The 14,013-nt window shown below is 45.6% G+C and carries 8 protein-coding genes; 6 read left to right on the top strand and 2 right to left on the bottom strand.

Features of this window, described 5'->3' with window-relative positions:
• Positions 1-32: 32 nt before the first annotated feature.
• Complete coding sequence (locus MHH93_RS04530; RefSeq protein ID WP_500052989.1) at positions 33-1,799, bottom strand: ABC transporter substrate-binding protein; 1,767 nt, start codon at positions 1,797-1,799, stop codon at positions 33-35.
• A 144-nt stretch (positions 1,800-1,943) separates the two neighbouring features.
• On the opposite strand from MHH93_RS04530, the gene MHH93_RS04525 reads away from it, so the two are divergent.
• The 4 genes from MHH93_RS04525 (at position 1,944) to MHH93_RS04510 (ending at position 8,007) form a co-directional block, all read left to right on the top strand.
• Positions 1,944-3,179 (top strand): MDR family MFS transporter, encoded by a 1,236-nt coding sequence (locus tag MHH93_RS04525; RefSeq protein ID WP_500052988.1) that lies wholly within the window; start codon positions 1,944-1,946, stop codon positions 3,177-3,179.
• 451 nt (positions 3,180-3,630) lie between these two features.
• Positions 3,631-4,362, top strand: coding sequence for a Stf0 family sulfotransferase (locus MHH93_RS04520; RefSeq protein WP_500052987.1), 732 nt, complete (start codon positions 3,631-3,633; stop codon positions 4,360-4,362).
• A 133-nt stretch (positions 4,363-4,495) separates the two neighbouring features.
• Entirely contained in the window at positions 4,496-6,241 is a 1,746-nt protein-coding gene (locus MHH93_RS04515; protein ID WP_500052986.1) for an ABC transporter ATP-binding protein, read from the top strand.
• Positions 6,238-8,007 (top strand): ABC transporter ATP-binding protein, encoded by a 1,770-nt coding sequence (locus tag MHH93_RS04510; RefSeq protein ID WP_500052985.1) that lies wholly within the window; start codon positions 6,238-6,240, stop codon positions 8,005-8,007. Before MHH93_RS04515 ends, MHH93_RS04510 begins: the two co-directional genes overlap by 4 nt.
• Before the next feature lie 130 nt (positions 8,008-8,137).
• Here MHH93_RS04510 and cyoE read toward each other — a convergent pair whose 3' ends face one another.
• Complete coding sequence (gene cyoE, locus MHH93_RS04505) at positions 8,138-9,067, bottom strand: heme o synthase (protein ID WP_036608378.1); 930 nt, start codon at positions 9,065-9,067, stop codon at positions 8,138-8,140.
• 453 nt (positions 9,068-9,520) lie between these two features.
• On the opposite strand from cyoE, the gene MHH93_RS04500 reads away from it, so the two are divergent.
• Positions 9,521-10,450, top strand: coding sequence for an NAD(P)/FAD-dependent oxidoreductase (locus tag MHH93_RS04500; protein WP_500052984.1), 930 nt, complete (start codon positions 9,521-9,523; stop codon positions 10,448-10,450).
• Between the two features lie 299 nt (positions 10,451-10,749).
• The gene (locus tag MHH93_RS04495; RefSeq protein ID WP_500052983.1) at positions 10,750-14,001 is read left to right on the top strand and encodes a bifunctional cytochrome P450/NADPH--P450 reductase; all 3,252 of its coding nucleotides are present in this window, start codon (positions 10,750-10,752) and stop codon (positions 13,999-14,001) included.
• Positions 14,002-14,013 lie beyond the last annotated feature (12 nt).

Genomic DNA, 14,013 nt, shown 5'->3' with positions numbered 1-14,013 from the left:
ATTGTGTTTGGTTTGATCCTTAAAAAGGGTACCTACGGATTTTTGATCCAAAGTTTGGAGATGTCCATATATCCGAATTCCACTGTCTGCATGCCGAAGATGCTCTGATCCAGTTCAGCTTGTTTGTTCATGTGACAACCATGCAAGATCCAGTAGTGATCACGTAGCAAGGCTTCGGCTTCATCCAGAAGCGCTGTACGGTCTGCTCGATGAAGCTTTGCAAAGTGATCGAGTTTGTCATCCAACTGGGACTGAAAAGCAGGAGACATGCACATATGAAAATGATTGGACAGGTTTTTGAAAAAATGAATCATGCCGTACTGCCAGTCTTCCTCCAGAATCTCTTCAGCCAGGATCAATTGGGCGTTCGTGGTTTCCTCTGAGTTGAAATAATCCACAACGGGCTGCATGCTGATGTTTATTCCGATGGACTGCGCACGACATTGGAACCACTCCGCAACATCTGCATCCTTATTTTGCTTATACGATAAAGTTATCGTCTCACCCTGGTATCCACAGCGATAGAGTAGTTCACGAGCTTGTTCAAGAGTGGCAACTGTCCAGTCTTGGGCTGCACTTCTCCAAGGCAGGAAGCTGCTGGCTGGTGTAGTCCGATTCCCGCCGAGGTCTTGGACAAGCGCAACCGAATCATAGACGATACGGAGGGCTTGTCGAAATAGGGGGTGATGATGAATGCCTTCCTTGTGGAAATTGAACAACATATATTGGCAGCCCAATGCCGGATAATTGATGCTGTTGGTCTGATCACAGCCTGTTGCAAGACCTAATCGATCTGTACCCGGTAGCTCATAATAGTGATCATTTGGACCCTGGTCTGGTACAAACCAGAAATGGACTTGATCCAGATGGGGCCGGATGCCGTAGTATCCATCAAAAGCGGCAAGCTCCAGCACATCTTGATTTTGCTCCATGATCTGAAAAGGACCCGTACCTATTAAGGTAGTCGCTACATTGTAATCGTGGGGCAGGATCGTCATCCGAATACAGCTGAACAGATGCAAGAAAAAGCGATTAGGACGGTATAGAACAAACTTGATGCAGTAATCACCAGCTACTTCCGCACGTTCAATATCCCGATATAACCAGATGGACGGACTATGCACATCCATTAACCGTTGCAACGTTGCTTGCACATCCCGGGACGTCATGACACGGCCGTTGTGGAAACGTACACCTTTCCGAAGATAGAAGGTCCATAAGCGATGGTCCTCACTACACTCCCACATGTGAGCCAATGCGGGCAGGAATGACTCCGTCTTTGCATCATAAATAATCAACGTATTACAGACCTGACTCAGCAGATAGGTTTCAAATGCAGTGTAGACAAAGGCAGGGTCCAAATCACCCAATTGCCGAGACCTCATAATGCGCAAGATATCCTGACCTGAGGCAGTTTCATTATGACCGTGAAACCCCATCTGTTGATGAAGGGAGACCATGAGTTGTTCTCGCAGTATATCATCCATATGTGCGTTTCCGATGAGTTCAATCGCGTCTTTCATTCTATCTTTGCTCAGTAGTTCCGTAAAACTTGCTTCCAGCGCTTCATTCATGCTGCGCAGCATTGTTAGCTCCGAATGATGTCCACGACCCCGTCCCGGTCGCCAATGGATAAAGCCTTGCTCCTCCAATTTTCTAAGAATGAATTTCACATTGCGAGGGGTACAGCACAAAGCAGCGGACAGGCTATCGATCGTTACTGCTACAGGTTCATGAAGCTTGAAAGCGAGTTCTTCGGCCCCGGCGAGCCTTATAAAGTGTGTATGTAGGGTATCCATGTTCGTGACTCCTCTATTAAAGGTGAAAAGTGTGCTCATATGTTTACACTTTTACTTCCCCCTTTTATCCTTACAATTATACATTAGTAGAGGTTGTTCAAAAAGTCCCGCTTTGAAGCATTAGGATGAATAGGAGAAGTTTACATGAAGCAATATTTAAGGCAAATTCACCCTTTGGCATGGACCATCATTATTGGAACCATGTTTGGACGTCTTGTCACGTCAATGAGTATCCCGTTTTTATCTATTTATCTGACCCGTGTACTAGAGGCTACACCGACCCAGACCGGTATTACTGTGGCCGTTAGCTCGCTGGCAGGTGTCATGGTCAGCTTTTATGGAGGTTACATTTCGGACAGGATCGGTCGCAAAATCGTGATGTTAATTTCGGTATTTAGCTGGGCAGGTGTGTTTTTCATCTTTTCAGCAGCAGAGCATCTATGGGTGTTTTTTGTAGCCAATACGTTAAACGGATTATGCCGCGCGGTATTTGAACCTACCTCCAGAGCTCTGTTATCGGATATTACGTCTCCGCAAAACAAATTGCTGGTGTTCAACCTCAGATATGCTGCGATTAATCTTGGCGTAGTATTTGGGCCAATTATCGGCTTTCAGCTGGGTTCATCTGAATCAACATTTCCGTTTGTGATTTCCGGTATGGTATACATAGCCTATGGATTGGTATTATTGCTGCAATTCAAGTTACAGCATGCTAATCTGCCAGAGCGCCATCAGGCAACAGCACCACGATTGCGTGAAGCACTCATGACCACCGGTCGGGACCGGGTGTTTTTGCCAGTATTAATCGGTACTACATTTTGTGTTTTGGGTTACGGACACTTTAGTTCTACGTTGGCACAGTACTTGGCGAGGAGCCCGATCTTTGAAAATGGAAGCCAGATGTTCTCGTACATGCTTTCCCTGAATGCTGTGACGGTACTAATTATTCAGTATCCGCTTGTGCGAACATTCCGAAACTTTCCACCGCTTGTTCCTCTGATTGTGGGTAATCTGCTGGTCGCAACCAGTCTGATGATGGTCGGAATCGCTGAAGGAGTACTCATGATGATGATAAGTGTCATACTATTTACCATTGGGGAAGTATTGTTGTTCACGATGATGGATATGCTCATTGACCGGATTGCAAAGCCGGAATGGAAGGGGACGTATTTCGGTACCATCGGCTTCAATAATATTGGCAGTGTCATCGCTCCTGTAATGGGAGGGGTGCTGTTAAGTCAATTTGGAGCGGAGAATGGGCTTGCTGTCTTTGTACCGATTGCACTGACAACAGCACTCGGAGTGCCTTTTCTTTTGATCGCACATAGACGTCTTGTAGCTAGAGAGAAGCAACAGGAGTCCACATCATTGAGTATGTAGCAGGGTATGGAAAAGATTAATGACATGAATTAAATAACAATTCAGTTAAAATTATCTTGACGGATGTTGATCCAGCGAATACAATAAACAACAAATATGTGAAACGGGTGGGATGATGAATATGTTTATGCCGAACCAGATTTTGAATCAATAACTGAATACGCATAAGCATAGTGACATTAATCCGATTTTTTTGCAATGATCGCGTTGGGACAGTCATGTTTGTGCACCCCTGTCGTGGACGCTCATCATTATTGCGATGCAGAGGAGATGCGGGAAATGCTTTGCATTTCATCCGGTCTCTTTTGGTTACAAGCTGTAGATGAACTTTAGTTCATCTATGGCTTTTTTGCATGCATTCCACCGATTCGTTCGCATGGAAAGGAGTATTTGTTTTACTTTTTGCAATGAAAATATCCTTAAGTCAAGAATGAGAAAGAGAGGTTACCCTATGAAACAACCTGCGCAAAGTTATACCATATGGTTCTCCCAACGCACGGGAAGTACGCTTTTGGGTGAAGCTTTAAGTTCTACAGGTGTAGCTGGTTATCCGAGAGAATGGTTGCATTATCAGTTTAGAAGTCCAGATAATCTGAAGATTGAAGATCTGGAGCAGATTTGGGGCGACGGGACAACGCCGAACGGTGTGTTTGGCATAAAGATTAATTTTGAACAACGATGGATTGATGCGTTCCGTAGTCTCTATCATCTGCCGACAGAGTTATCGCGAGCAGAGGTATGGAATACGGGTTTTCCGAATTGTAACAAGCATATATACATGACACGTCGCAACAAAGTCAGATTGGCGGTGTCGTGGTGGAGAGCCATTGTTTCGGGGGAGTGGCATCGCAAGCATGGAGATCGCCCTCACTTACAAGATATTGCAGATCAATATAACTTTGATGCGATTAAACATCTGCTTGTCGAGAGTAACATGTGCGAAGCTGCAATCGAAGATTTCCTGTCCGAATCAGGCATCGAACCGTTGACAATTGTTTATGAGGATTTCATACAAGATTACGAGGGAACCGTCATGGATGTGTTAGCATTTTTGGGAGTTCAATCTGACGGCGTTACGGTATCAGCCCCTTCCTTTGACCCGATTGCAGATGAGATCTCAGAACAATGGGTACAACGATTTCGGGAAGAATGCCAGAGAGAATGGGAGAATGTAAGATGGTAAACACACTTGGAAAGATTAATCCACGGTTCGGAAATGTTGCATTTATTGTTATTATGTATGATTCATCATAGGAACTAATTTGATTTGAATCACTAAAACGGAAAAGAATTGTTATGCGAAGGGGTGAGGGGTTATGCCCAAAACAGAGAAACGCTCCATGTCATGGCTGCTGCGCTATCTAAAACCAGTCAAAGGACGGCTGGCCTTATTATTGATCATGTTGCTCACAGCAACGGGGCTTCAGCTTTTGAATCCACAGATTATCAAACGATTTATTGATACGGCAGCGAGTGGGGGAGTCCTCACCAATCTTGTTCAGCTCGCAGGATTGTTCCTGGTAGTCGCCGTGTGTAATCAACTCATCACAGTCGCGGTCAGTTATTTGGGGAATGATGTAGCCTGGCGGGCCACGAATCAACTGCGCGGGGATCTGCTGAAGCACTGTCTGCGTCTCGATATGCGTTTTCATAATGTGAAGACACCTGGTGAGATGATTGAACGCGTGGATGGTGATGTAACGAGTATTTCCAATTTTTTTGCAATGTTCATTGTGCAAGTAATTGGCAGTTTTGTTCTGCTGGCCGGAATTCTCGGGTTCATGTTCAGTGTGAATGTGCCGATTGCTCTGGTCATGACCGTATTCACATTGTTATCGATCCTGTTCATGGTCTTCATTCGAAATCTGGGCGTAGACTCTTCCAAAAATGAGCGGGCGGCAAGTGCCTCTCTGTTCGGATTAATTGAAGAGCGTATTGCCGGGATTGAAGATGTGCAAGCGAATGGTCACGTGCCCTATGTGATGAACCGCTTTTACCGCACAATGCGCACGGTATTCCTTAAGGGGAGAAAAGCCTGGCTGCTTCGGGTTATTCCGTGGAATACCACTGTAGTCCTGTTCGCTCTGGCAGTCACGGCAGTGCTCTTGCTGGGTGTGCATTACTATATGGAAGGTCTAATTAGTATCGGAACATTATTTTTGATCTACCAATATACGCAGATGCTGAATGATCCCATTGAGATGCTTGGAGATCAGGTACAGGAGTTTCAAAAGGCAAAATCCGGCATGCTCCGTTCCAGAGAGCTGTTGTCCATGCAAAGTGTGATTGAAGATGGCAAAGAGGAGCACTTGCCGGAAGGACCGCTTGGTCTGGAATTCAGCCAGGTTCACTTCAGTTATAACCAGGATAAACCCGTATTGCAGGATATTAATTTTGCTATTAAACCTGGAGAACGTCTGGGAATCATCGGTCGCACCGGTAGCGGAAAGTCGAGTCTTAGTCGTGTTCTTCTCCGGCTGTATAATTTGGACCGGGGTACGATCCGTATAGGTGGAACGGATATCACGAAGCTTTCTTTACAAGCGCTCTATCGCCGGGTGGGCATGGTAACCCAGGATGTACAGCTGTTTGATGGCTCACTGCGTGACAATCTGACCCTGTTCAATGAGGGTGTATCGGATCAGATGATCAGGGAAACGACAGATCGGCTTGGACTAAGTCAATGGATCGATTCACAACCGGAAGGTCTTGATACGTATCTGGCAGCAGGTGGAGCTTCATTGTCAGCAGGGGAAGCGCAGTTATTCGCTTTAACCCGCGTATTCCTGACCGAACCGAGTCTGGTTATTCTGGATGAGCCTTCGTCACGCCTGGATGCGGCGACAGAAGGCATGTTGCAATCTGCGATTGACCAGTTAATGAGACAATCTACCGGGGTCATTATTGCTCACAGATTGGCTACGCTGGAGAAAGTAGACCGGATTATGGTGCTCGGGGATGGCAAGGTTCTGGAATTTGGAGCGAGAGAAGAACTTGCCAGTAACCCGGCATCACACTATGCCAGACTGCTCATTACAGGCCGAGAGGAGGAATTGGCATGACTGTAGCAGGATTTATAGGCCGATTATTTCGATTCAGGCCATTCTTGTTTGTAATCAACGGATTGTTATGGTGTATATTTCATTCCTTGCCGTTAGCCACTGGCATCGGGATGCAATGGTTTTTTGATCGTACAACAGCTGGGTCCAATGACTACATGTGGCTTGCTGTGCCACTGATCTTTATAGCATTGGTCCGAATGGCACGGGTGGGTACATTTTTTGTAGCCTTTTATGCATGGGTTACGTATCTGTATCATGTGCAGGCGATTTTGCGAACCAACATGCTCGCAGCGATCATGCGCTGGCCGGGACGTAATCTTCCGGCTTCACCAGGAGAAGCGATGAGTCGCTTTCGGGATGATGTGGATGAAGTCGTCGAGTATGTAGAATCATGGGTGGACTTCTGGGGGCGGCTTGTGTTTGCTATCGTGTCTATTGTCATTATGGCGAACATTAATTGGCAGATCACGTTGGTTGCCGTGCTGCCATTGGTCGTCGTGACCTTGCTCAACAACCTGTCCGGGAATCGGGCTCGGAAGTATGCTCAAGTTAATCGGGAATCGACTGGGCGAATCACCAGTTTTATTGCGGAAACGTTTGGGGCTGTTCAAGCCCTGAAACTGGGCCAGGCCGAAGAGCATGTCTCTTCACGTTTTAACCAGTTGAATGAAGATCGCCGCCAGGCTGCACTCCGAGACAATCTGTTCAAGCAGTGGATGAGATCAATGAATCAACATGTTCTAAGTATCTGTACCGGATTGATTCTACTGATGTGTGCAGCTGAGATGAAAGCAGGGAACTTTACCGTAGGTGATTTTGCCTTATTCACCAGCTATCTGGCCAACATCGGATTTAGCATCTCACTGTTTGGTTATATGGTGTTTCAGCACAAAAGGCTTAAGGTATCCTATGATCGTATGCGTAAGCTATTCCGTCCAGGGGAAGAAGACCAGATCATGGATTCGAGAGAAATCTATCTCTATGAAGATCCGCCAGAGCTTGTAAGTGAACAGAGAGATCCCAAGGAGAAATTGCAATCGCTTGAGGTTAAGAAACTGACGTATCAATACCCGAATTCTGCAAATGGCATAGAAGAGATCAGTTTCCGTCTGAAACGCGGACAATTTCTTGTCATTACGGGACGGATTGGATCAGGTAAATCAACGCTCGTACGAACACTTCTTGGACTATTACCCAAGCAAGAAGGGGACATTCGCTGGAATGGAGAAGCTGTTGATCCAGCTACGTTCCTGATGCCGCCTAGAGCAGCGTATACCCCGCAAGTGCCAAGATTGTTCAGTGATACGTTGAAAGAAAATATTGTCCAGGGCAAGCGGGGCAACATCGAGCAAGCGCTTGAAAAAGCCATTCGTCTGGCTGTGATGGAGAAGGATATCAAACATCTGGATCAGGGGCTTGAGACTCCGGTTGGTCCAAGAGGGGTAATGCTGTCAGGCGGGCAGATTCAACGGGCGGCCACAGGGCGCATGCTGATGACGGAGGCGGACCTGTATATCTTTGATGATCTGTCCAGCGCACTGGATGTGGAGACTGAACAACAAGTATGGGAAGGTCTGTTTCAAGAGCCCGATGTAACCTGCATCGCAGTTTCTCACCGCAGGGCTGCACTTTCCAAAGCAGATCATATTATCGTGATGAAAGATGGACGCATTGAAGCCGAGGGGAGCTTGGCCGAATTGCTTGCCACCAATGAAGAGATGCAGCTGCTATGGCAAGGGGAACAAACCCCCGCCAAAGTTGGGTAGCGTTGGAGATTTAGAGTAGGTGGACAATAAGCAACCATGTAAAACGAAAAAAAGCCTTACAGACGACTCCTTGAAAGAGTACAGTCTGTAAGGCTTTTATTGTTATCAAGAATGGAACAATGGAATATGTTTATCTCATCATTTGAGCAATCAAGGAATACGCAATGATAACCAGGAAGATAATAGTGATATGGTTAATGGAGAAGATAAACATCCGTTTGGACCATTTCTCTGTTTCTTTTTTATCAAAGGTAGCCACACTAAGAATGAGCCAGGCCAAGCTAACCAGAAATGCCACAATAGCGACAAATGGGCTCATCGGCCAGAATAAAAAGCTGGAGATCAGTAACAGTACCAGATACACGTTCGTCTGAATGTAAGTCCGTCTGATACCTTTAACGACAGGTAGCATGGGAACTCCAGCAGCTTTGTATTCGTCAAAACGACGAATCGCAATCCCGTAGAAGTGAGGCATTTGCCATAAGAGCATCGTAACGACCAATGCCCAGATCTCGAAATGACCCAGTTCTGGTGAAATGGCTGCCCAACCGATGAGCGGAGGCACAGCACCCGAAAGACTTCCCACTTCCGTGTTGTAAATCGTGGTACGTTTGGTCCACATCGTGTAAGGGAACACGTATAGCAACAGACCCAGAATACCAAATACAGCAGCGGACGGGGAAGCGATGTACAGCATGATGCCCCCGATGATGGTGATTGCAATACCGAGAATCAGACCCGACTTGGTATCTACGCGTCCCGTAACGGTAGGGCGTTTCTTCGTGCGTTCCATGATCGCATCGATATCACGATCATACAGATTGTTGAACACCCCTGCAGCTCCGATAATGAGAGAAGACCCAATAAAGGAAAGGATGATTGGTACAATATTAGCTAAGATTGAAGCATCAAATACATATAAAGCCAAACTTAAACCCGCAAACATGGCGATCAGGTTGGACTTGATGATTCCGATTTTGATTGTATCGAAGAAAACTTTCGGAATCGAGCTATACTCCAGGCTGATATTGGTCTGTGAACCATTATTCAATGTTTTCAAGAACTCACTTCCTATATCTATACTTGTATATTATGTCGTTATTATACCATTCAATACACTATGTGATTTAATTAACGTTTTAGTATTTAAAATAATGTCATTTGATTGTGAACAATTTAAAAACAAGGTTCTTTTTAATTGTTAAATAATTATTTCTGTGTTACAGGAGAATTTCAGAAAATCCGTGGATAACAGTAATTTAAAGTTTGTTCTATCGTTGTAGTGTAAGTGTAAATCGTCTTTTGTTCAACTCACATAGGCTGGAGTGAAGAACGTAGTTAAAGATATATGTTGCAAAATGCTGAGGTTTTGTATATTGTAGATATAAGATATCTTTAATAGTCTTGTTTTGATGTGTTCTTGTAAATCTCCGATATTACTTTCTTAATAGAAAGCGGAGGTTATTTTTAAAACTTAATTAGAGATATTAAATGTCTGGAAAGGGTGAATAATATGAGTAATACGAATCAACTCCTGGATGTACTTATTATTGGTGGAGGTCCGGCGGGGCTTAATGCAGCACTTGTACTCGGCAGGGCCCGTAAGAACGTTGTGGTCATCGATGATGAGACACCGCGTAACTGGGTTACAAGGGAGACTCATGGGTTTGTGACAAGAGATGGGGCTAGTCCACGTGAATTCCGCAAAGCAGCCAAAGACCAGATGGCAGCGTATTCCTCAGTTCAATTTGCATCCGATACGGCAACAACGATAGCAGGTCAAGATGGCGATTTTAGGGTCACGACTTCTCTGGGCAGAAGCTATCGCACGAAAAAGATTTTGTTTGCAGTAGGTAAGAAAGATCTGCCTCTGGACATTAACGGATTAACAGAAGTTTACGGCAAAAGTGCGTTTGTGTGTCCATATTGTGATGGATGGGAATTAAAAGAACAGTCGCTGGTCATCATCGTTAGTGGAGATAAGGCATTACATATGGCAAAAGTCATATCCGGCTGGACAGAACGCTATACGATCTGTACAAATGGATCAGATTCCTTAACAGATGAGCATCGTGAAGAGCTGGAAAAGCATAAGGTTACGGTATTTGATGCACCGGTTCTATCCATTGACTCGGAAGAAGGAATGGTAAAGCAAGTTGTATTGAGTGACGGTACAGCGATTCCATGCACAGGCGTCTTCTTCCAACCGAAACTGTTTACCGGATCAGAACTGCCGAAGGCCATCGGTTGTGAAATTACAGAGTCCGGAACGGTTATTGTTGATGCCGCTGGCAAAACATCCGTAGCGGGGGTATACAGTGCTGGTGATGCAGCATCCGAGTTGTATCAGGCCATTACGGCTGCTTCTCTGGGGGCGTTATCTGCGGTAGGTATTAATACTGAATTGAATTTCGAGAAGTGGGATGAGCCAAAGCATCAATAGAATGTATTATTAAGCGAGAAAGAAGCAAAGCGTCATAGCTTCATCAAGTAGGGGATTGCATATGCAATCCTCTATTTGTAGTTGTTTAACTTTACTGTTGAACCGTTCAAAAGAAAGTAATTCAAACAGAGAAAAATTTGATTTTAAGTTAATATTGATTTAATGTAATATCAAATGATATTATTATCTATCAATTATACACCCGTCAAAGGAGAGATCACCTATGATTGAAAGCAAAACAGCCGCTAAACGGCTAACGGATACTCTAATCCTAAGCGTACAGATAAGAGGTGATCATCATGAATGATGCTGCTTACATACCACAACCTAAAATGTATGGGCCACTTGGCAATCTGCCTTTGATTGATAAAGATAAACCAACGTTATCGCTGGGTGTCCTGGCTGAACAGCACGGACCGATATATCGACTTACCGTACCTGGTTATTCCGGTCTAATCGTATCCGGGCCGGATCTTGTCGCTGAGTTATGCGATGTGTCCCGTTTTGACAAGTTTGTCTACAATGAACTCGAAAATGTACGTGCCTTTGGAGGAGATGGTCTATTCACAAGCAGAACATCAGAGCCCAACTGGAAAAAGGCCCATAACATTCTGCTTCCGACCTTCAGCAAGCAGGCCATGAAAGGTTATCATCCCATGATGGTGGATATTGCCGAACAGTTGATCAGTAAGTGGGCACGCCTCAATTCCAACGAACCGATTGATGTTGCGGACGATATGACACGCCTTACGTTGGATACCATCGGGCTATGTGGATTCAATTATCGGTTTAACAGCTTTTACAGACAGGACCACAGTCCCTTTATTGAGAGCATGGTGCGCGCATTAAATGAAGCTATGCAGAAGAGTTCCCGTTTGAAAATTCAGAATCTGCTTATGGTGAAAACCAAACGACAGTTCCAAGAGGATATTCAGACGATGTTCTCTCTGGTAGATCAGATTATAGAGGAACGTAAAGCGAGTTCAGCACCCGAAGAGGTCGACTTGCTCGCACGTATGCTGAATGGCAAAGATCCGGAGACTGGAGAAATGCTGGACGATGAGAACATCCGTTATCAGATTATTACGTTTCTTATTGCCGGACATGAAACGACGAGTGGTTTGTTATCTTTTGCGCTATATTTCTTACTGAAAAATCCGGAATCGCTCCAAAGGGCGTATGACGAGGTGGATCAAATATTGGTCAATGACTCACCACAGTACGAGGAAGTTCTTCAGCTTTCCTATATTCGCATGATTCTCAGTGAATCGCTACGTCTGTGGCCAACCGCTCCGGGATTTGATGTATATGCGAAAGAAGACACCGTCATAGGTGGCAAGTATCCTTTGAAGAAGGGGGAAAGTTGCAGTATTCTTCTGCCGCAGCTTCACCGTGACAGAGAGGCTTGGGGAGAGGATGCGGAGTTGTTCCGTCCAGAGCGATTCGAAGATACGACGAAAGTGCCCCATCATGCGTATAAACCTTTTGGTAATGGAGAGAGAGCGTGTATCGGCATGCAGTTTGCTTTATATGAAGCAACACTTGTACTTGGCATGGTCCTCAAACATTTTGAGCTGATCGATTATAGCAATTATGAATTGGATGTTAAACAGACGCTGACGTTGAAGCCGGGAGACTTCCGGATCCAGGTGAAAGCGCGCGCGGCTACGCAAATGATGAATAAGGCTACTGTAAATGCAAAAGAGAAGTCTGCTGTTGCTCATAAAAATGTAGCAAGTGACAGTCAGATGAGGGGAAATATGGTTGTTGAAGCAGATGGTGACCCGTCGCTCCTGGTGTTGTATGGTTCCAATCTGGGAACGGCAGAAGGCATTGCCAGGGAACTTGTGGAGAAAGGTCGTTCGTATGGCATCCCAAGTGAAGCTGCCACTCTGAATGAATGGATGGGCCGTTTACCCCGTCAGGGGGTGGTTCTCATTGTCACTGCTTCGTATAATGGTAAACCACCGCAAAATGCTGCGGCATTTGTAGACTGGCTGAAGGAAGCGGAGTCAAGATATGCGCGGGATGTGAACTATGCCGTTCTGGGTTGTGGCGATCGGAGCTGGTTCGGGACGTACCAGAGTATTCCGCGATTGATGGATGAGAAGCTTGAAGAATTGGGAGGTAAAAGACTGATATCTCGCGGAGAAGCCGATGCCGGAGGTGATATGGAGAAGCAAGTCGAGGCATGGCAGCATATGTTATGGCCACGGGTGATGAAAGCTTTGGGGATCAACGCGGAAGCAGTGAAGCCAGCCCTACCGAGTACAAGCGGACTTCAAATGGAGTTTGTCCAAGAGAAAGCAGAGATGCCACTTACACAAATTTATGATGCCAGCTATGCCACGGTAATCGTTAATAAAGAGCTTCAGGTGCTGGAGAGTGAGAGAAGCACACGTCACATTGAGGTGTTACTGCCTGAGGGCATGAGTTATAGAGAAGGCGACCATCTCGGTGTGTTGCCTAACAATCAGAAGCGGAACGTGGATCGAATACTCCATCGGTTCGGACTAAGTGGAGATGTTCATATCCAATTAACTTCGGACACGACACATCTTATGCATCTTCCACTGAACTGGCCTGTCAAGGTGCATGATGTGCTCACTCAATGTGTGGAGCTGCAAACACCTGTTACCAGAACACAATTGCAGGAGTTGGCTAATCACACGGTATGCCCACCTCATAAGCGTGAACTGGAAGGTATGTTGGATGAAAACAGCTATAGGGATTATATTCTTGCCCATCGAATCACCATGTTGGACCTGTTAGAAAAATATGAGGCGTGTGAGTTGCCTTTTGAAAAGTGTATTGAACTATTACCGCCGCTTAAACCCAGATATTATTCAATATCCAGCTCACCTAGACTGAATTCAGAGCAAGCGAGCATAACCGTATCGGTAGTAAGAGAGCCTGCGTGGAGTGGCAGGGGCGAATACCTTGGCGTTGCTTCATCATATCTCGCCAGTTGCCAATCCGGAGAACGTATACTGATGTTTATACGGACGCCAGAATCCGAATTTGTTCTATCGGAAGAGGCCGATGTTCCCATGATTATGGTGGGACCGGGAACGGGGGTTGCACCGTTCAGAGGGTTCCTCCAGGCAAGATCTGTCATGAAACAGAGAGGTTTGCCGCTGAGCGCGGCGCATTTGTTCTTTGGGTGCAGGAATGATTCAGATTACATCTATCGTCAGGAGCTAGAACAATACGAACGAGAAGGTATTGTTAAGTTACACACTGCTTTTTCTCGTGCGGAAGGCAAGCCAAAAACGTATGTACAGGATCTGATGAAAGAGGATTCCGACCAGTTGCTTCATATGCTCATGAACAATGGAAGAATCTACGTATGTGGAGATGGAAGCCAGATGGCTCCTGCGGTGGAAGAGGCTTTGCAGCAGGCGTATCAGGAGGTGCAGGGAGCAACGAGGCAGCAAGCGAAAGAATGGCTCATTCAGCTTCAGGCTGAAGGACGTTATTTGCAGGACGTGTGGGCAGGTAATAAACGAACGGTTGGATCTCCACAAATAATGCATCAGGAGATTCATTAAGACGGGGAAGAC

It is taken from the genome of Priestia sp. FSL H7-0729 (assembly GCF_038005685.1).
Taxonomy (GTDB): domain Bacteria; phylum Bacillota; class Bacilli; order Paenibacillales; family Paenibacillaceae; genus Paenibacillus.
This window is presented reverse-complemented; position numbering and strand designations above follow the sequence as displayed.